We start from the raw sequence: 19,076 nt of genomic DNA, 5'->3' as shown, positions 1-19,076 counted from the left end.
ATTTAGCCATTAATTTAGCGGAACGGAATGGAAAGTCCGACCATAGTGGGTGATAGTCCCGTACGCGAAGGATTAGTGGTGGAACTGGGGTTGCGACAAGTAGGGCGGGACACGTGGAATCCTGTCTGAAGATGGGGGGACCATCCTCCAAGGCTAAATACTCGTAATCGACCGATAGTGAACCAGTACCGTGAGGGAAAGGCGAAAAGAACCCCGGGAGGGGAGTGAAATAGAACCTGAAACCGCATGCATACAAACAGTGGGAGCCTCGAAAGGGGTGACTGCGTACCTTTTGTATAATGGGTCAGCGACTTACATTCTGTGGCAAGCTTAACCGAATAGGGGAGGCGTAGCGAAAGCGAGTCTGAATAGGGCGAATAGTCGCAGGGTGTAGACCCGAAACCAGATGAGCTATTCATGGCCAGGTTGAAGGCAGGGTAATACCTGTTGGAGGACCGAACCCACTAGTGTTGAAAAACTAGGGGATGAGCTGTGGATAGGGGTGAAAGGCTTAACAAATCTGGAAATAGCTGGTTCTCTCCGAAAACTATTTAGGTAGTGCCTCACGTATCACTTCTGGGGGTAGAGCACTGTTTTGGCTAGGGGGTCGTTTAGATCTACCAAACCAAGGCAAACTCCGAATACTGGAAAGTGTGAGCGTGGGAGACAGACACCGGGTGCTAACGTCCGGTGTCGAGAGGGAAACAACCCAGACCCTCAGCTAAGGTCCCCAAGACGTGGTTAAGTGGAGAACGAAGTGGGAAGGCGAAGACAGTCAGGAAGTTGGCTTAGAAGCAGCCATCCTTTAAAGAAAGCGTAATAGCTCACTGATCGAGTCGTCCTGCGCGGAAGATGTAACGGGGCTCAAACCATGCACCGAAGCTAGGGATATCAGTAATGATATGGTAGGAGAGCGTTCAGTAGGCCTGAGAAGGTGAGGTGTGAACCTTGCTGGAGGTATCTGAAGTGCGAATGCTGACATGAGTAGCGATAAAGCGGGTGAAAGGCCCGCTCGCCGAAAACCCAAGGTTTCCTGCGCAACGTTCATCGGCGCAGGGTGAGTCGGCCCCTAAGGCGAGGCTGAGAAGCGTAGCTGATGGGAAATCGGTTAATATTCCGATACCTTTGTGGAATGCGAAGGGGGGACGGAGAAGGTTAGGCAAGCCGGGTGTTGGATGTCCTGGTTTAAGCGTGTAGGCAGATCTCTTAGGTAAATCCGGGGGGTTAATGTCGAGGCGTGATGACGAGTAGTCTTAGACTATGAAGTTGCTGATACCAAGCTTCCAAGAAAAGCCTCTAAGCGATAGTTTCACGAAGACCGTACCGCAAACCGACACAGGTGGGTAGGATGAGAATTCTAAGGCGCTTGAGAGAACTCGGGTGAAGGAACTCGGCAAATTAGCACCGTAACTTCGGGATAAGGTGCGCCCCGATGATGTGAAGGTCCTTGCGACTGGAGCAGTAAGGGGTTGCAGTGAAATGGTGGCTGCGACTGTTTAATAAAAACACAGCACTCTGCAAACACGAAAGTGGACGTATAGGGTGTGACGCCTGCCCGGTGCTGGAAGGTTAAGTGATGGGGTGCAAGCTCTTGATCGAAGCCCCAGTAAACGGCGGCCGTAACTATAACGGTCCTAAGGTAGCGAAATTCCTTGTCGGGTAAGTTCCGACCCGCACGAATGGCGTAACGATGGCCACACTGTCTCCACCCGAGACTCAGCGAAGTTGAAGTGTTTGTGAAGATGCAATCTCCCCGCTGCTAGACGGAAAGACCCCATGCACCTTTACTGTAGCTTTACATTGGACTTTGATGAGATTTGTGTAGGATAGGTGGGAGGCGTTGAGAGCATGCCGCTAGGTGTGCTGGAGCCGACCTTGAAATACCACCCTGATGTTATTGAGGTTCTAACCTAGGTCCATTAACTGGATCGGGGACCGTGTATGGTAGGCAGTTTGACTGGGGCGGTCTCCTCCCAAAGAGTAACGGAGGAGTGCGAAGGTATCCTAGGTACGGTCGGACATCGTACTGATAGTGCAATGGCATAAGGATGCTTAACTGCGAGACTGACAAGTCGAGCAGGTGCGAAAGCAGGTCATAGTGATCCGGTGGTTCTGAATGGAAGGGCCATCGCTCAACGGATAAAAGGTACGCTGGGGATAACAGGCTGATTCCTCCCAAGAGTTCATATCGACGGGGGAGTTTGGCACCTCGATGTCGGCTCATCACATCCTGGGGCTGTAGCCGGTCCCAAGGGTATGGCTGTTCGCCATTTAAAGTGGTACGTGAGCTGGGTTTAAAACGTCGTGAGACAGTTTGGTCCCTATCTGCAGTGGGCGTTGGAAGTTTGAGGGGGGCTGCTCCTAGTACGAGAGGACCGGAGTGGACGAACCTCTGGTGTACCGGTTATGACGCCAGTCGTATTGCCGGGTAGCTAAGTTCGGAAGAGATAACCGCTGAAAGCATCTAAGCGGGAAACTTGCCTCAAGATGAGACTTCCCTGAGGGTTTAACCCTCCTAAAGGTTCGTTCGAGACCAGGACGTTGATAGGTCGGGTGTGGAAGCGCAGTAATGTGTTAAGCTAACCGATACTAATTGACCGTGAGGCTTGATCCTATAATCACAGACATCTTCTGTGTGAATTTACCTTATATTTACTTCTTCTTGGTAGTTGAAGACACCGACTAAGCTTTGTTTGGCGGCTATAGCGTCTTGGACCCACCCCTTCCCATCTCGAACAGGGCCGTGAAACGAGACCGCGCCGATGATAGTGTGGATTGCCCATGCGAAAGTAGGTCACCGCCAGACTCCCTACTCAAAAAAACCCCTTAATCAGGGGTTTTTTTATTTCTAGACCTTCTTTTCATTCTTTTTATTTCTTTTTTTGTTTAATTTTGATATGCAACATTGACAGTTTCATAACTGAGACGTTATCTTGCAAGAGGATTTTATATTAGGAGGAAATAATGACTATAAATATACAAAGAAGACGTTTAATCCAGGGTATGTCAATGCTCCCCGCCGCATCGCTTTTAGGTATGAGTCCTTTGGCCAATGCCGCAACTGAGTTAAGAATTTCTCATCAATTTCCTGGTGGGACACTAACTTCCGGTGATTTTAGAGACAGATTATGCCGTCAGTTTGCACTTGAGTTAGACAAACAAAGTCATGGTGCATTAAAGGCGGTGGTTTATGCCAACTCCTCTTTGATGAAGACCAAGGCTCAATTTGATGCTATGCGTCACGGTGCTCTAGATATGTCATTAGTTCCTCTTGATTATGCAGGAGGTCAAGTACCTGAAACCAATATTGGCTTAATGCCAGGTATTATTACTTCCTACGAAAAAGGTGTTCAGTTTAAAACCTCTGAAGCGGGCAAGATGCTTTATGACGTGTTAGAGAGCAAAGGAATTTTATTAGTAAGTTGGGTGTGGCAAGCCGGTGGCGTTGCAAGCCGTAATAAAGCTATTATTGAGCCCTCTGATGTTAAGGGTTTAAAAGTACGTGGTGGTAGTCGCGGTATGGAACTAATCTTAAAAGAGGCAGGTGCTTCAGTTATGAGTGTTCCTTCCAATGAAATCTACGCCTCAATGCAAACGGGAGCATTGGATGCTGCGATGACATCAAGTACAAGCTTAATGTCATTCCGTCTCGAAGAGGTAGCAAAAGAATTAACCACGGGACGAGATAAAACCTATTGGTTTATGTTTGAGCCATTAATGATTTCACGTGATGTATTCAATCGTTTAGGTAAACCCGAACAAGATCTTATTATGAAAGTTGGAGCGCAAATGGAAAAATTTGCACTCGATGCTTGTAAAACAGATGATGAAAAAGTAGCGCAAGTTTATATTAAGGCTGGCGGTCATGCCCACGATATGAACCAAGCTACAGTTGCGCGTTGGCAAGATATCGCAAGAAGAACAGCTTGGCAGGATTTTGCTAACCGTAGCGCTTCTTGTGCAAAATTACTTAAAGCAGCGGAAAAACTAGTGTGAGTCACGGTCACGATAACCCCACTAATCCTTATATACCTCTTGGATTTGTGCAACACCCTAATATCAGGGTGTTGCGTGGATTATCAATAGGTTTATCTTGGATTCACCGAACGCTATCATGGCTCTCAATGCTCGCTTTAGTAGCTGCTTGTCTGGTATTAACTTCCAGTGTAGTGCTTCGTTATTTCCTCAAAATCCCCACTGACTGGCAAGATGAAACGTCTATCTTTTTACTCGTGGGTGCGATATTTATTTCATCTGGTGCGGTACAAGGACAACGAGGGCATGTGGCGATTGAAGCCGTTGCTGGTTTGTTATCAAGTAAAGTGAACCGTATTCGTTTGTGGTTATGTGATGTGATTTCATTGGCATTTATTAGTTTTTTTACTTGGAAATCTTTTGCATTATTACTTGATGCGTATCAACAGGGAATGACCACAGCCTCAGTGTGGGGGCCACCTTTGTGGATTCCTTATGGCTTAATGAGCATAGGAATGATGTTGTTGAATTTGCAATTATTACTACAAGTATTATCAGGTTGGACAAAGCCATATGGAGCGAATCAATGAGTGTTGAATGGATAGGGATTTTATATGGTTTTGCAACGCTATTTGTCATGTTGTTAGGTGTTCCTATTGCCTTTGCTTTAGGTGCAGTAGCACTTACATTTATGCTGATTTTTATGCCTCACTCCTCATTAGATACTGTGTCACAAAACGTTTATGATGAAATGTCGAGTATCACTTTGTTGTCTATTCCTTTGTTTATATTAAAAGGTTCAGCAATTGGTAAATCTCGTGCAGGGGCTGATTTGTATTCGGCTATTCATGCCTGGCTTGGGCGTGTTCCTGGTGGCCTTGGAATAGCCAATATTCTTGCTTGCGCCTTGTTTGCTGCCATGGCAGGATCTAGTCCTGCAACCTGCTCTGCAATCGGCAGTGCGGGTATTCCTGAAATGCGGGCACGTGGCTATTCATCCCGATTTGCTGCCGGTGTTATAGCAGCTGGAGGAACCTTAGGGATTCTTTTACCGCCTTCAGTTACCATGATCTTGTATTCAGTGGCAGCAGAAGTGTCTTTAGGGCGTTTGTTTTTAGGAGCACTGGGGCCAGGCTTATTGTTGGTTGTCTTGTTTTCAATCTATGCTGCTTGGAATTATAAAAAAGAATACCGAGAAGCACTTCGTATTTATCAGTCAGGTGGAGTGAAATCAGCTTATCTTGATAATGAAGTACTTACGCTGAAACAAAAAACAGCGATGTTACCGCGTATTCTGCCTTTTGTGATTTTATTAATTGGTGTCATGATTGCCCTTTATGGTGGGTATGCCACCCCCTCTGAAACAGCAGGGTTAGGGGGCGTACTAGCACTGCTACTTATTTTTATTATTTATCGTGTATGGCGTCCTCGCGATCTCTCCCCGATTCTAGGTGCAACACTTAAAGAATCCAGTATGCTGATGTTAATTGTCGGTATGTCACTACTCTATTCTTATGTCATGAGCTACTTGCAAATCAGCCAATCAGCCGCGCAGTGGGTAGTGGGTTTACATTTATCAAAATGGTTTTTATTGATTGCTATTTTGGTTTTTATTGTCGTATTAGGTTTTTTCTTACCTCCAGTCTCTATTATTTTAATGACCTCTCCGATTATTCTGCCGCCGCTTAAAGCAGCGGGATTTGATTTGATTTGGTTTGGTGTGATGATGACCATCGTCATGGAGATGGGGTTAATTCATCCGCCAGTGGGGCTCAATTTATTTGTTATCAAAAGTGTTGCCCCAGATATTCCGCTTAAAGAGGTGGTGTGGGGTGTGTTGCCATTTATTATATTGATGATTTTATCTTTGATATTGTTATCTGTTTTTCCGGCGATTGTGTCTGCAATACCTAATTCTATGTTGGGTATGGCTCTCTCCTAATAGGTATAAAGCATTGAATATGTGGGACTCACAGTTACAAAAAAGACAAGAGCGTTTAGCGCGTATAAAAAGCTGGCTTCAAGGTAAGTGGATTGAGGCGGGACAGATTACCGAGGTACTTGAGGCACTCTGTGAACCGGGAGACCGTGTATGCCTCGAAGGAAACAACCAAAAGCAAGCTGACTTTCTTGCTGACGCATTAAGTCGGTGTCAGCCTGATAAAGTGCATGACTTACATATTGTGCAGTCTGTTTTAGCCTTACCCAGTCATATTGCGTTATTTGAAAAAGGTATTGCTAAAAAAGTTGATTTTTCTTTTTCAGGGCCACAATCACATCAATTAGCTCGTCTTGTTACTAACAAGAAAATTGAGATTGGAGCAATACACACTTATCTTGAATTATTCGGTCGATATTTTATTGATTTAACTCCCCATATTTGTTTGGTTGCAGCTGCAAGTGCTGATCGTGAGGGGAATTTATATTTAGGTCCTAATACAGAAGACACCCCTGTCATTATTGAAGCCACTGCATTTAAAAGTGGTATTGTCATTGTGCAGGTGGATGAGATTGTCGAACAGGTACCACGTATTGATATACCGCGCGATTGGGTAGATATTTGTGTCAAAGCACCACGTCCTAGTTATGTGGAGCCCTTATTTACGCGAGATCCTCAACATATTACTGAAGTTCAAGTATTAATGGCGATGATGGCGATCAAAGGAATTTATGCTCCCTATCACATTCAACGTTTGAACCATGGTATTGGCTTTGATACGGCAGCGATTGAATTATTGTTACCCACTTATGCCACTGAGCTTGGTTTGCGTGGAAAAATTTGCCAGCACTGGGCACTTAATCCGCATCCTACACTAATTCCCGCCATTGAAGCTGGGTTTGTAAAAAGTATTCATAGTTTTGGTTCAGAAGTGGGTATGGAAAACTATATCAAAGCCCGCCCTGATGTGTTTTTTACCGGGCGAGATGGGTCAATGCGCTCGAATCGAGCCTTTTGTCAAACCGCTGGCTTATATGGCTGTGACTTATTTATAGGCTCAACCCTACAAATGGATTTACAGGCTAATAGTTCAACTGCCACGCTAGGGAGAATTACCGGTTTTGGTGGAGCGCCAAATATGGGCTCTGATGCCAGAGGTAGACGCCATGCAAGTCATGCATGGCTTAAGGCGGGGCAGCAAAAAGCAGGAGATGCGCCACTCATTCGCGGACAAAAATTAGTAGTACAAATGTTTGAAACATGGCAAGCCCCGAACCAACCTACTTTTGTTGAACGCTTGGACGCCTGGCAATTAATGGATGACATGGCCATGGCATTGCCACCAATTATGATCTATGGCGACGATGTTACCCATGTGATCACTGAAGAGGGAATAGCTAACTTATTGTTAACGCGTAATCTTGAAGAACGTGAGCACGCTATTCGTGGTGTCGCAGGCTATACCCCTGTGGGTATGAAAAGAGATCATCGGATGGTGGAAAACTTACGTGATCGTGGTGTCATTCAACGCCCTCAAGATATCGGTATCAATGCCGCGCAAGCCAATCGTGATTGGCTTGCAGCAAGGTCCATTAAGGACTTAGTCATTGCGTCACACGGACTCTATCAACCTCCGAAACGTTTTAGAAACTGGTGATTTATGGAACACATTACTCTTTCATGCCCATCTCAACCGCACCCCCACTCTCTTGCCGCATCGATATTATGTGGCGTGGTGGCTTCTGGTAACTTAGAGATATTAGTTGAAACTCATACTGACCACACTCATGCATTCTTTGACGTAGAGACAGCTGCCCATGGTTTTACTGAGGTCTGGCAAGCGGTATTACATGATTTTGCGCAACGCCACCCTGTGGGAGGGTTGTCCTTTGCTATCAATGATGCCGGGGCAACACCTGCAGTAGTTAGTTTGCGTTTGGATCAAGCTTTTCAAAATTGGTGTCAACCATCATGAACTCACTCAAACGCAGTTATCGAGAAGCCTCAGCTAGGCAGCGAATTAGTGGTCTGTGTGACTTAGGTAGTTTTAACGAATGGTTGGGTCCTGTGGAACGACTTACCAGTCCTCACCTGGAAGCATTGGGTGCGCCTCTCTCCTTTGATGATGGAGTTGTTGTCGGTGAAGGAACCATAATGAGCAGAAAAGCCGTTATGATTGCCCAGGAGGGACTCTTCAATGGTGGCGCTGTAGGTGAGGTACATGGTGCTAAAATCCGTGGCGCTTTATTAAGGGCGGTCACTACTTCTGTGGATTATGTGGTGTTCGCTGTTGATTCAGGTGGTGTGCGTTTACATGAAGCCAATGCTGGATTGATTGCCATTTCCGAGATCATGCGCGCACTCTTTAGTGTACAACAAGCGGGTATTCCAGTCATTGCTTTAGTGGGCGGCAGTTGCGGTGCCTTTGGCGGAATGGGTATTGTGACGCGCTTGTGTGATGTGATTGTTATGTCTGAGGAAGGACGAATGGGTTTATCTGGCCCAGAAGTCATTGAGACTGTTAAAGGAGTCGACGAGTTTGATGCTAAAGACCGCGCATTAGTATGGCGTGTCACCGGTGGCAAAATTCGTCGTACTCTTAACGAAGCTCAAGTGCTGGTAGAGGATAGCATTCCTTCTTTCAGAGCGGCATTAGAAGGTTTGATTGTGGATGGGGTTAAGAAAAAAAGCTTTGCAGTAGATGAGTTGATGAGGCAACAACAGGACTTACTTAATCGCTCGCTGATGCCCGCTCATATACGCGAGGGTAGCGAAGTATGGGCAAGTATGGGGTTGGGCCGTGATGAGGTATCGCTAATGAGTGTTGCCCAATTTAATCAACAATTGGCGGAGACAACCCATGACTGATCTCTTAACCTCTCTTTGGGCACGTTTATTCCCGTCAGGGTTTGATATACAAGTAACAGGTAACACTCTCTCTGGTGTGGGGCAAACACGAGAGGGGACGGTGCATGTTATTGGAACCACTAATCATGTGGCAGTGAACTCTAAGATTGCTTTAGATTTGTCTCAGTTAATTCTTAACTGTATTGAACAAGATCAGAGTCATCCTTTACCTATTGTGATGATCGCTGATACGCAAGGACAAGAGTTATCAAGACGTGAGGAATTATTAGGATTAAATGGCTATTTTGCCCATCTTGCACGTTGTGTTGAAGCGGCCCGTATCAAGGGACATCGGCTGATTACATTAATCCATGGAGAAGCTGTGTCGGGTGGTTTTCTTGCCTTTGGTTTGTTGGCTGACCGTATTATTGCTCTACCGCAAGTGGAAGTGCGCGTCATGGATTTACGAGCCATGTCGAGAATCACTCGTATTGATTACACTCGTCTAACAGAGCTTGCTCAACATTCTCCTGTGTTTGCTCCTGGCCCCGAAAATTATTGGCGTATGGGTGGTATTCATGAAATCTGGAGGCTTGAGGATAATTGGGAAGAGTGCTTACTGAAAGAGTTACATGGATCAACTGAGGATCAACGGCCCCAGCTTGGGTTAGAGCGACAAGGAAGAAAGCTGGCATCGTCAGTGGCCAAACGAGTAATACATGCTACCACTTCCTCTACAAAGACATGATTTGGTTTTTTTAAAAAACCATAGATGAAGCGTGTTCCATCACTCCAGTTACAGAATCGCCATGGGTGATCAATTGGCATAAGACAGGGCGTCCTTTTTGGGTAACACGTCAATCAGATACGACACAATGTGTGCTAGGAGTAAGTCTTTATACCGCTGGGGATAAAAAACGTATTTCTATTAGTGTTCCTTGGTCATACATAAAGAACTATCAAGCACCACCTCTATTAAAGAATGTCGTTAAGTATGTTCCGCCGTCTTGGCAAGAACCCCTCAATACAGTTATTCGGTTAGCCGAACAGTATCACATAATAGTTCGTGTTTTTGGCGCCGCGGCTTATGCACCACTATTGGCGCATGACCTATTTAGAGAGAAGAGTGATGTCGATCTCTTGTTTGTCCCATCTAAACGTTCCCAAGTTGATGGGTTTTTAGCAGAGCTGATTGAGCTTACCCGTGTTTATCCCAAGCCCATGATTGATGGAGAAATTCGTTGGTTAGACACAGATGTTCCGTGGCGAGAATATGCTGAAATCAAGTTTAAACAATGTCTGGTGAAATCAATCAATGAGGTTAAATTGGTGGAGCGTAGTAGTTTAGCAAGTAGGGTAGGGCAAGAGCGTATACGGTTAGCAAAAATTACCCTAACAGCGCTATATGATGAATTACGTTTATGTCCAAAGCCCGGTTTGGTCAATCCACTTGATACGGGATCTCACCATGATATGGACATGCACTTGTTATGGCGAAGTGTCTTTGCTCTACGCCATTATTTTTTAGCCATTATTGATCTTGGCCAACAACAGGCTCCCTTTGATAAGTTAAGAGAGCAAGGTATAGTAGCTGAAAACAAGATGCTGGCAAGAACTGCTGGAGTGAATACCCATCGCGGTGGGATTTTTCATTTGGGATTGTTACTTGCTGCGCGCGCCTCTCAACCTGCTACTACTGCTCAAAAAATATGTGCCAGAATTTTAGAGCTGTGGGGAGAGGAATTAACAAGACACCAAATGCAAACGCGCGCACTAAATAGTCATGGACAATTGGTATTTAAACAATGGCATAGACCAGGGGCTCTCGAGATGGCCTTGTCTGGATATGCTTTTGTGGTTAATGACGCGCTCCCTTTTTATCGTCAAGCTCTAGCACAAGATCATGAGTTTTACGCACGATCGCGTACCTTATTGTTTTTAATCGCGTATGTGGATGATTCAACTATTTTATGGCGCGGTGGAGAGGGAGCATTAATGGCGGTGCAAGAAGAAGCCCGATACATTTTGAAGATGGGACCAATGACAAACAGTAAAGTATGGGCAAGGTGGTTAGCTTTTCATTATCGCATGATTAACAATAAATTAAGTCCAGGTGGTAGTGCTGATTTGTTGGCATTTATCATGGCGCTCAATAACTATGCCACAGACAGTGACGTACATAGTCAAACCGGCTCTATGAATACGCGAGAATTACTATGCGTTTAGTGGTCATGTTTAGTGGACAAGGCGCCCAGCAATCAACCCATTATGAAGAATTACAGTTGACCGTACATGAAGAGTATAAAGCGCTACTTTATGAGCCACTTTTTAGCCATTCATCCCTTAGTGAAAAAGAATTATCAGTGAATAGCATTGCGCAACCACTCATTACTGCCATTCAATTATCACGTTGGCAACGCTTTAGTCGTCAACTCACTCACGCGCCACTACTCATAGCAGGTTACTCCGCAGGAGAAACTGCTTCCTATTATGCCGCGGGGGTATGGAGTGATATCGCGGCCTTACAAATAGCACGTACCCGAGCACACTTAATGGATAGTGCAGTAGGAAGTATTGGCACCTGTGCCATGGCTTATTTAGAACACAGTGATGATCAGTGGATTCAGAAGGCAATGATTCAGCATCATGTGTATGAGGCAATTCGTCTGCCTCATGGTGGAGCAGTGATTGCAGGGTTACATAAGCATTTATTGGCATTTGAACAGCAGGTGTTAACAAAGTCAGATGTTATGCGCTGGTTGCCAATTAGTATTCCATCACATACCCCACTCTTACACACTGTCGAACAATCGCTATTTGAGTATTTATCTACATTGCCATGGTCCATACCTACTATCCCATTGTTGGCTGGAGGGAGTGCATCGGTAATGAGTTCGCCCGAGGAGTTGGCTCGCGCATTTTGCTATCAAACATGCCATACATTAAATTGGCAACACTGTTTGTCAGTAATTAGTGAGTATCGTCCTGATGTGGTATTGGAAATAGGACCTGGAAATGCGTTAGCTAAAATGATTCGTGAATTGGATTCTTCTATTATGGCACGTTCAATAGACGAATTTAGTCATGACGAGGCTGTACTTGATTGGTTACAACGTTGGGGTTAGTCCATGGAGCCGATGTCAGTGTTAATTGGGGTGGTGCTGTTGGGAGTGTATACCGGAGCACAAAATTTTATGGCAGGGGGTGGGACATTTATTATTTTTCCCGTACTGTTGTTAATTGGTCTTGATCCAGTTACAGCGAGTATGACTGCAGCGATGGGGCTGTTTCCTAATCAATTGAGTTCAGCTCATGTTAGCCGACAGCTTGCCTCCGGAGTACATACACTGTCATTAAAAAAGTTACTGATTATTAGCGTATTAGGTGGCTGTACAGGATCTATTTTATTGAGTATCACGCCCTCTAAAATATTTAGTCATCTGGTCCCTTGGTTAACTCTTTTTGCAACCGTCTTATTTGCATGGGGTTCACTGATGCGACCAAATCCGGTATTAGCAGGGCCTGGTATTCATGAGGAAGAAAAACGCCAAGTAATTGAAAAGCGGTTACTGTTTTCGCAAAGTTTAATTGCTGTTTATGGGGGATATTTTGCAGCTGGGATTGGTTTTTTAATGCTTGCTGCATTAACCATGAGTGGTCTTGAGGCAAGACGCGCTATCGCCACAAAAAATGTCTTGGTGGTGGCAATCACTTCCATGTCTTTTGTGATTTATAGTTTGTCAGCGCGAGTAAACTGGCCTATCGCCATCGCTCTTGCTATTGGGGCCTTGGGTGGTTCTTGGATTGGCGCATGGTTAATTCAACATATCCCTAACCGTTGGTTAAAAACCTATGTGGTTGTGATTGGTTTAGTATTAACCCTGTGGCTTTTTCTACGCTAGCGCTGTTATGGATAATAAAGGGCTTTGTCAAAGGCCACACCCAGACTGTCTTTTTTTGAAAGTGTAGGTGGATTATCGATGGGCCAGGAAATATTTAAAGTTGTATCGTTCCATTGAATGGCGTTCTCATCTTCAGGATGCCAGTAATCAGTGGTTTTGTATAAAAATTGAGCGCGTTCACTTAGCGTGACAAAACCATGAGCAAAGCCCTTTGGAATCCACAGCATTTGTTTGTTACTTGCTGATAAATTTACCCCAACCCACTGACCAAAATGGGGTGAATGTTGTCGTAAATCCACTGCCACATCAAAGACCTCTCCTTCAATGACACGTACTAACTTCCCCTGAGGAAATTGATGTTGATAATGTAATCCCCTTAATACACCCCGTACAGATGAGGAGTGGTTGTCTTGCACGAAGGATTCTTTGACACCTGTTAACTGCTCAAACACTCTTTGGTTAAAACTTTCAAAGAAAAAGCCGCGGTCGTCCCCGTATACAGTGGGTTCAATGATCAATACATCGTTAATTGCAGTAGGTATAATTTTCATAATGATTGAGTTAAGCAAGCTACAAGGGCATCATGCCAATGAGGAAGCGTTATGTCAAAGGTCTGTTTTAACTTACTATTATCAAGACAGCTCATGTGCGGGCGTTGGGCTGGAGTAGGATACTGATCTGTTGTAATAGCAGTTAATCGTGCCCGTGTAGGACGCAAAGCAAAAATAGCCTGGGCAAAACCATACCATGTGGTATCAGATTGATTGGTCATATGATAAATGCCACGGTATTGGTCTAAATAATTCACGATAGATTGGTGGGCGGGTTTTTGACTCAGAATTAAGGCTGTGGCTTCAGCAATAGACTCAGTGTAAGTAGGACTGCCACGTTGGTCATCAATAATTCGTAGTTCATCGCGCTCTAAACCAAGCTTTAACATAGTGTTTAAAAAATTGCGCCCGACAAGACTGTATACCCAACTTGTTCTGAATATTAAGGCAGCACAGTTACTCTCTAGTATCCCAACTTCTCCCTGGCGTTTACTTTGCCCATATACATTGATTGGATCAGTGGGGTCTTGTTCTCGATAAGGGGTGTTTTGCTGGCCATTAAATACATAGTCAGTAGAGTAATGAATGAGTGCACAGTGATTGTTTTGACAATACTCTGCCATACGGGTTGGGGCTATACCATTGATTTGAAAAGCCAGATCCTGTTCTTCTTCAGCCCGGTCTACAGCCGTATAAGCAGCGGCATTGACAATTAAGTCAGGTTGCAGCCGCGTCAGTGTGGCAACGCTTTCTTCCCAATGACATAAATCAAACTCTTGGCGGGTTAAAGCCACAACGGCCCCTAAGGGAGCTAGGTGGGCAATAAGACTCGTAGCCAATTGTCCATTGGCACCTGTGATGAGGATTTTCATAGTCGATTATTAAATAAAGAAGTAAGAACTGAATCATACCTATTTTAGTGTAGAATTGAACTTTTATGTTTGGGAATTAGACGTATGTTACAAGGTAGTCTTGTGGCCATTGTGACTCCCATGAAAGACAATGGTGAGTTAGACTTTGCTGCGCTAGAGTCATTGATTGAATGGCATATTGAATCAGGCACAGCAGGAATTGTGATTGTTGGAACCACAGGCGAGTCACCGACGGTATCTGTGGAAGAACATAAAGAATTAATTGCAGCCACAGTCAAATATACTCGTGGTCGTGTGGCTGTTATAGCAGGTACAGGCGCTAATTCAACAGCTGAAGCCATTGAATTAACTCGTTACGCTGAAAGTGTCGGTGCTGATTATAGTTTATCCGTTGTTCCTTATTACAACAAACCTACTCAGCAGGGGATGTACGAACACTTTAAAGCTATTGCCGAAGCGGTATCTATTCCAATTATTCTTTACAATGTACCGGGACGCACCGTTGCTGATTTAGCCAATGATACTGTCATCAAATTGTCTGTAATTTCCAATATTGTTGGTATTAAAGATGCAACCGCTGACTTATATCGGGCCAGTGATCTTTTTTCTCGTGTCCCGGCAAATTTTGCTTGTTACACTGGCGATGATGGCAGTGCTGCTGCATTCATGCTAATGGGTGGGCACGGAGTTATCTCTGTAACGGCCAATGTGGCGCCCGCTTTAATGGCTCAATTATGTCACCATGCTATTCAAGGGGATACGAAGATCGCTCGCGCAGTAAATGATAAGCTTTTGGCGCTGCATCGCGACTTGTTTGTTGAAGCCAATCCGATTCCTGTTAAATGGGCTTTGGCTGAAATGGGGAAAATGAGTGGATATATCCGCTTACCCTTAACAGCGTTGTCTGAACAACATCATGACACAATCCGCGCCGCTTTACGCCGTGCCGACATAGTGTAACTAGTTTGAACCAGTTTGATTACGAGGGAGATTATGGGTTTAATACGCAAAATAAGTGAAAAAAAACACAGTTGGTTAATATTATTGGTTTGCGTGTTATCCGCTTGCTCCACGACCAACAGCACCTTATTTAAATCCAAAAAGGTTGACTATCAAAGTGATGCAAAGACTGTTCCTCAACAAGGATTAGAGGTTCCTCCTGATTTAACTCCAGCTCAAGAAGATGATCGCTATAGCGTTCCAGGGCAAGAGGGGCAGACTTACTCTCAATACCAAAAACATCAAAAGACCACACCAGTTGAAACACTGTCTGCAGCGGATGCCCAAGTTTTACCTAAAACCTCTTCCATGGTGACAATTGAAAGAGATGGAGCGCAGCGTTGGTTAGTGATTCATCAAACCCCTCAACAGTTATGGCCTAAACTGCATGATTTTTGGATTAAAAATGGGTTTACCCTCACTACAGATGATCCAAAAATTGGGGTGATGGAAACCAATTGGAACGAAAACCGTGCCAATATGCCGCAAGACTTTGTGCAGAGAATGCTAAGTAAAGTGATTACTAATTTATATTCTTCATCACTAAGAGATCGATTCAGAACACGAATTGAGCAAGGTAAAACACCAGGCACCACTGAGGTCTTTATTACTCACAAAGGGATGGAAGAGGTGTTAAGTAATGATGCATCGAGTTCTGTATGGGAGCTGCGTCCCTCTGACCCTGAGCTTGAGGATGAATTTATTCGTCGTCTAGCCTTAAGCCTTGGTGTTCAGCAACCCGTTATCGATAAAGAAATTAAAGAAGATAAGCAGGTTGCTCAAAAAGCACCCGCAGAACGTACTTTAAGTAAAACAGATAATGGTGAAGAGTATTTGGTTGTCAATGATCCTTTTGATCGAGCATGGCGATCAGTGGGGCTTGCTCTTGATCGTGCAGGATTCACTGTACAAGATAGGGATAGAGAGGCTGGTATTTACTATGTTCGTTATACCGATACTGAAGGTGTACTGGCTAAGAAAAAAACCTTTTTACAAAACCTTGCTTTCTGGCGCTCCGATGATAAGTCTAAGGAAACGCAAACTTATCGTGTGGTGGTGAGTGCCAAGGGAGTGGGTACGCCTTCCGAAGTTCATGTGCGTAATGAATTAAACCAGCCTGTCGCGAGTTCAATTAACCAAGAAATCTTGAAGTTGATTTCAGCACAATTACAGTAATACACCATGCGTTTCGCCTCACTTGGAAGTGGTAGTGAAGGTAACGCATGGCTGGTTGAGTCAAATAAAACCCGCTTAATGGTTGATTGCGGGTTTTCTGTTAACGAAGTCGTACGCCGTATGGCGCGTTTAGAATTACTAGCAGAGGACTTAACGGCAATTCTCGTTACTCACGAGCACAGTGATCACATGTCAGGTGTCGCTCGTCTTGCTAAGCGTTTCAATATACCCGTTTACGCAAGTTTTGGTACGCTATCTTTTTGCCGCGACGATATTCCCTCTCATCTTTGTAATGAGCTGTTTAGCGATAGTCCAGTGGTAATAGGAGACATTCAAGTTAATCCTTTTTTGGTACCTCATGATGCGAGAGAACCTTTGCAATTTGTCTTTGATGATTATAACCATCGTTTGGGGATTGTTACTGATGTAGGGCACGTGACGCAACATATGTTAGTCAGTCTTAGTGATCTTGATGGGTTAGCAATAGAAAGTAATCATGATGAACAGATGCTGGTGCAAGGACGCTATCCACAGCATTTAAAAGCACGCGTAAAAGGTGAGTTTGGTCATTTAAGTAATGATCAAGCAGTAAGCCTATTACAACAACTTAATCATGAACGATTAGCTAATGTGGTGGCAGCTCACTTAAGCCAACACAATAATAAACCAGAAATTGTTGAAGAATTATTTATGGCGGTCATTAAGGAGAAAGAACGTTTTGCTATTGCAACGCAAGAAGAAGGATTGGGTTGGGTAATACTTTGACTGTATAGCTCAAAAAAAAGCCGATCAATTGATCGGCTTTTTTATCTGCTAAATAAGAATTACTTCTTGTCTGCAGGAGCAGCAGCTGGAGCAGCAGCAGGTGCGGCTGGAGCAGCTGCAGGTGCGTTTGCATCAGCAGCAGGAGCAGCGGCAGGTGCAGGAGCAGCGGCAGGTGCAGGAGCAGCAGCGTCGGTTTTTGGAGCTTCAGGTTTGCTGCATGCAGCCAATGCAACAGCAAATAAGGCAGCGATGAGAAGATTACGTTTCATGATTTTGTTCCTATCGATAGTTAAAAAAACAGAGCTAAAATAAGATTCTACTAATCTTATAAAAAAATTATAGAATTAAATTTGTTGCTTTGCAACTAGCCTAAATGTAACCAGCCCTGGGTATACCATTCGTGTAAGAGTAAAGTTAGCTCTTTCGGTTGTTTGCTTTTTTCCATAGGTGACAGTATTTTATGATCAGCCAATTTGGTCAATAGTGGAAAACAGTTAATTGGTGGAGTTAGTTTTTCACCATTAATAAAAAAATGAGCCTGATGGAAAAGAATTTGTGTTTTTGCATCCAATCTGAGCCCGTATTTGGCCCAGTGTTGACTAAATTGTAGTAACGATACGGGTTCAAACTCTGGATCAAAAAATACGTGCGGTTTAGGTTCACTTAAATACCGCCCAACCATATTGGCGATATCTTTTTTTCCCCATTTGATTTTTTGAGTTATAGCGTAAACTTGATCAATTAACTCGTCTGGTAATTTGGCAGGATGGCGCTGTTCTTTCAAGTTAGGGTCAGTGTAATTCCCTTCAATTTGAAATTCATCCCTTAAGTAATCAAGCATAGCATTAACCCACTCTTGATATGTTGGGGCCCTAAAGCCGATTGAATAGGTAAAACATTCTGTTTGCGCTATGCCATGATGCGCCCATTTAGGGGGAAGATATAACATATCACCCGCTTCTAAATCCCAGGTTTGCTGTGCTTTAAATCGTTGTAATAATTTAAGTGATTGGTTAGGACGAATGGCTAAATCCTCTGTATTGGCAATCTGCCAGCGCCTCACTCCATAGCCTTGTAATAAAAACACATCATAATGATCATAGTGAGGGCCTACTCCGCCTCCTGGTGTGGCGTAACTTACCATGATATCGTCAAGGCGAGCGTAAGGAATAAAACGAAAATCCTGTAATAAACTATCCGCTTCCGGTAGCCAATGATTAAGTGATTGGATGAGTAGAGTCCAATTTTTGTTTCCTAGCCCCTTTAAATCAATGGGACGAAAAGGACCGTGATTGAGGGTATAGTTTTTTCCTTGACGAATAACAAGGCGTGATTGCACATCTTTTTGGGTGGCAAGTTGTTTGATTTCTTTGGCAGTGAGAAAGCCTAAAAAATCTGGTACAGTTTGTTGAAACAAATGGGCCTTTTTTTGCCAATAGTGTTGTAAAAATGTTTTTATACCTAAAGAACCAAGTACCTGATTACCCATAAAACTATTTCTCGCAGTATGATTATGTTGTCTTATGATACAGGGAAGTTTGCCTTAGATAGAATTCTATTGATATCAAGGAGAGCGGTATGCTGAAAACTGGACAGAAAGCCCCTTCATTTGAGTTGCCGGACGCGACCATGGAAATGGTGTCATTGGGGCGCTTTAAAGGGAAAAATAAAGTTGTTCTGTTTTTCTATGCGCATGATAGTATGCCTCAATGTGCTGATGAAGCGATCAACTTTAGTGATAGAGAAGAGGATTTTCTAGATCAAGGAGCAGTACTTATCGGTGTATCGCAAGATGATGTGATGTGTCATGCGGATTTTTGTGAAGCCAATGGTTTAAATGCCAAGTTGTTATCTGATGTGGATGGAGAAGTATGTAAACGCTATGGCGTCCTCCATGAAAAAAACTCAGATGGTTTTAAAAGAACTTGTGTGGATCGAGTCACTTATATTATTGATCGCCAAGGAGTAGTTCGCTATGCAATACCCGCCTCGTTGCATGGTAAGGAGCATATTGCAGAGGTGTTAAAACTTGTGAAGGAGCTAAATTAAC

General features: G+C 44.1%; 18 protein-coding genes and 2 rRNA genes. 17 read left to right on the top strand and 3 right to left on the bottom strand.

From position 1 onward, the window contains the following. From FV185_RS09055 to FV185_RS09000, 12 genes are all read left to right on the top strand, one after another. Positions 1-2,614, top strand: a 23S ribosomal RNA gene (locus FV185_RS09055); the annotation flags it as partial. A 78-nt stretch (positions 2,615-2,692) separates the two neighbouring features. Then, a 5S ribosomal RNA gene (gene rrf, locus FV185_RS09050) occupies positions 2,693-2,806 on the top strand. A 158-nt stretch (positions 2,807-2,964) separates the two neighbouring features. Continuing rightward, the gene (gene dctP, locus FV185_RS09045) at positions 2,965-3,996 is read left to right on the top strand and encodes a TRAP transporter substrate-binding protein DctP (RefSeq protein WP_067496758.1); all 1,032 of its coding nucleotides are present in this window, start codon (positions 2,965-2,967) and stop codon (positions 3,994-3,996) included. Continuing rightward, positions 3,993-4,565, top strand: a complete 573-nt coding sequence (locus FV185_RS09040) for a TRAP transporter small permease (RefSeq protein WP_067496756.1) — start codon at positions 3,993-3,995, stop codon at positions 4,563-4,565. The genes dctP and FV185_RS09040 overlap by 4 nt, the downstream gene beginning before the upstream one ends. Beyond that, positions 4,562-5,917 (top strand): TRAP transporter large permease, encoded by a 1,356-nt coding sequence (locus tag FV185_RS09035; RefSeq protein ID WP_067496754.1) that lies wholly within the window; start codon positions 4,562-4,564, stop codon positions 5,915-5,917. Before FV185_RS09040 ends, FV185_RS09035 begins: the two co-directional genes overlap by 4 nt. A gap of 19 nt (positions 5,918-5,936) precedes the next feature. Further along, positions 5,937-7,571: a malonate decarboxylase subunit alpha gene (gene mdcA, locus FV185_RS09030; RefSeq protein ID WP_067496752.1), complete on the top strand. Its 1,635-nt coding sequence runs from the start codon at positions 5,937-5,939 to the stop codon at positions 7,569-7,571. A 3-nt stretch (positions 7,572-7,574) separates the two neighbouring features. After that, positions 7,575-7,889: a malonate decarboxylase acyl carrier protein gene (gene mdcC, locus FV185_RS09025; RefSeq protein WP_067496748.1), complete on the top strand. Its 315-nt coding sequence runs from the start codon at positions 7,575-7,577 to the stop codon at positions 7,887-7,889. Then, complete coding sequence (locus FV185_RS09020) at positions 7,886-8,782, top strand: biotin-independent malonate decarboxylase subunit beta (protein ID WP_067496745.1); 897 nt, start codon at positions 7,886-7,888, stop codon at positions 8,780-8,782. Before mdcC ends, FV185_RS09020 begins: the two co-directional genes overlap by 4 nt. Further along, positions 8,775-9,509 (top strand): biotin-independent malonate decarboxylase subunit gamma, encoded by a 735-nt coding sequence (locus FV185_RS09015; protein ID WP_067496742.1) that lies wholly within the window; start codon positions 8,775-8,777, stop codon positions 9,507-9,509. Before FV185_RS09020 ends, FV185_RS09015 begins: the two co-directional genes overlap by 8 nt. A 20-nt stretch (positions 9,510-9,529) precedes the next feature. Beyond that, the gene (gene mdcG / locus FV185_RS09010; RefSeq protein ID WP_331709093.1) at positions 9,530-10,987 is read left to right on the top strand and encodes a malonate decarboxylase holo-[acyl-carrier-protein] synthase; all 1,458 of its coding nucleotides are present in this window, start codon (positions 9,530-9,532) and stop codon (positions 10,985-10,987) included. After that, positions 10,978-11,886, top strand: coding sequence for an acyltransferase domain-containing protein (locus FV185_RS09005; protein WP_067496736.1), 909 nt, complete (start codon positions 10,978-10,980; stop codon positions 11,884-11,886). Before mdcG ends, FV185_RS09005 begins: the two co-directional genes overlap by 10 nt. A 3-nt stretch (positions 11,887-11,889) precedes the next feature. After that, positions 11,890-12,663 (top strand): sulfite exporter TauE/SafE family protein, encoded by a 774-nt coding sequence (locus FV185_RS09000; RefSeq protein WP_067496733.1) that lies wholly within the window; start codon positions 11,890-11,892, stop codon positions 12,661-12,663. Positions 12,664-12,668: 5 nt separating this feature from the next. Here FV185_RS09000 and rfbC read toward each other — a convergent pair whose 3' ends face one another. Together rfbC and rfbD are read right to left on the bottom strand one after the other, a co-directional pair. Next, the gene (rfbC, locus tag FV185_RS08995) at positions 12,669-13,214 is read right to left on the bottom strand and encodes a dTDP-4-dehydrorhamnose 3,5-epimerase (RefSeq protein WP_067496730.1); all 546 of its coding nucleotides are present in this window, start codon (positions 13,212-13,214) and stop codon (positions 12,669-12,671) included. Continuing rightward, on the bottom strand, positions 13,211-14,086 hold the full coding sequence (gene rfbD, locus FV185_RS08990; protein WP_067496727.1) for a dTDP-4-dehydrorhamnose reductase: 876 nt from the start codon (positions 14,084-14,086) through the stop codon (positions 13,211-13,213). The genes rfbC and rfbD overlap by 4 nt, the downstream gene beginning before the upstream one ends. Positions 14,087-14,170: 84 nt before the next feature. On the opposite strand from rfbD, the gene dapA reads away from it, so the two are divergent. The 4 genes from dapA to FV185_RS09595 all read left to right on the top strand — a co-directional run bounded on the left by dapA (position 14,171) and on the right by FV185_RS09595 (position 17,338). Further along, entirely contained in the window at positions 14,171-15,046 is an 876-nt protein-coding gene (dapA, locus tag FV185_RS08985; RefSeq protein WP_067496724.1) for a 4-hydroxy-tetrahydrodipicolinate synthase, read from the top strand. Between the two features lie 33 nt (positions 15,047-15,079). Continuing rightward, the gene (gene bamC, locus FV185_RS08980) at positions 15,080-16,261 is read left to right on the top strand and encodes an outer membrane protein assembly factor BamC (RefSeq protein WP_067496721.1); all 1,182 of its coding nucleotides are present in this window, start codon (positions 15,080-15,082) and stop codon (positions 16,259-16,261) included. 6 nt (positions 16,262-16,267) lie between these two features. Then, a complete protein-coding gene (locus FV185_RS08975; RefSeq protein WP_067496718.1) occupies positions 16,268-17,026 on the top strand; it encodes an MBL fold metallo-hydrolase in 759 nt (252 codons plus the stop codon). A gap of 66 nt (positions 17,027-17,092) precedes the next feature. Next, on the top strand, positions 17,093-17,338 hold the full coding sequence (locus tag FV185_RS09595; protein WP_156474230.1) for a hypothetical protein: 246 nt from the start codon (positions 17,093-17,095) through the stop codon (positions 17,336-17,338). A gap of 52 nt (positions 17,339-17,390) precedes the next feature. Here FV185_RS09595 and FV185_RS08965 read toward each other — a convergent pair whose 3' ends face one another. Then, positions 17,391-18,515: a cupin domain-containing protein gene (locus FV185_RS08965; protein ID WP_067496712.1), complete on the bottom strand. Its 1,125-nt coding sequence runs from the start codon at positions 18,513-18,515 to the stop codon at positions 17,391-17,393. Between the two features lie 89 nt (positions 18,516-18,604). Between FV185_RS08965 and FV185_RS08960 the strand changes: the two genes are divergently transcribed. Further along, a complete protein-coding gene (locus tag FV185_RS08960) occupies positions 18,605-19,075 on the top strand; it encodes a peroxiredoxin (protein WP_067496709.1) in 471 nt (156 codons plus the stop codon). Position 19,076: the final 1 nt, after the last annotated feature.

Source organism: Ferrovum sp. PN-J185, assembly GCF_001581925.1.
Taxonomy (GTDB): domain Bacteria; phylum Pseudomonadota; class Gammaproteobacteria; order Burkholderiales; family Ferrovaceae; genus PN-J185.
This window is presented reverse-complemented; position numbering and strand designations above follow the sequence as displayed.

Coding starts and splice junctions, on each gene's coding strand:
- dctP (WP_067496758.1), top strand. CDS start 2,965: ATGACTATAAATATACAAAGAAGACGTTTAATCCAGGGTATGTCAATG.
- FV185_RS09035 (WP_067496754.1), top strand. CDS start 4,562: ATGAGTGTTGAATGGATAGGGATTTTATATGGTTTTGCAACGCTATTT.
- mdcA (WP_067496752.1), top strand. CDS start 5,937: ATGTGGGACTCACAGTTACAAAAAAGACAAGAGCGTTTAGCGCGTATA.
- mdcC (WP_067496748.1), top strand. CDS start 7,575: ATGGAACACATTACTCTTTCATGCCCATCTCAACCGCACCCCCACTCT.
- FV185_RS09020 (WP_067496745.1), top strand. CDS start 7,886: ATGAACTCACTCAAACGCAGTTATCGAGAAGCCTCAGCTAGGCAGCGA.
- FV185_RS09015 (WP_067496742.1), top strand. CDS start 8,775: ATGACTGATCTCTTAACCTCTCTTTGGGCACGTTTATTCCCGTCAGGG.
- FV185_RS09005 (WP_067496736.1), top strand. CDS start 10,978: ATGCGTTTAGTGGTCATGTTTAGTGGACAAGGCGCCCAGCAATCAACC.
- FV185_RS09000 (WP_067496733.1), top strand. CDS start 11,890: ATGGAGCCGATGTCAGTGTTAATTGGGGTGGTGCTGTTGGGAGTGTAT.
- rfbC (WP_067496730.1), bottom strand. CDS start 13,214: ATGAAAATTATACCTACTGCAATTAACGATGTATTGATCATTGAACCC.
- rfbD (WP_067496727.1), bottom strand. CDS start 14,086: ATGAAAATCCTCATCACAGGTGCCAATGGACAATTGGCTACGAGTCTT.
- dapA (WP_067496724.1), top strand. CDS start 14,171: ATGTTACAAGGTAGTCTTGTGGCCATTGTGACTCCCATGAAAGACAAT.
- bamC (WP_067496721.1), top strand. CDS start 15,080: ATGGGTTTAATACGCAAAATAAGTGAAAAAAAACACAGTTGGTTAATA.
- FV185_RS08975 (WP_067496718.1), top strand. CDS start 16,268: ATGCGTTTCGCCTCACTTGGAAGTGGTAGTGAAGGTAACGCATGGCTG.
- FV185_RS08965 (WP_067496712.1), bottom strand. CDS start 18,515: ATGGGTAATCAGGTACTTGGTTCTTTAGGTATAAAAACATTTTTACAA.
- FV185_RS08960 (WP_067496709.1), top strand. CDS start 18,605: ATGCTGAAAACTGGACAGAAAGCCCCTTCATTTGAGTTGCCGGACGCG.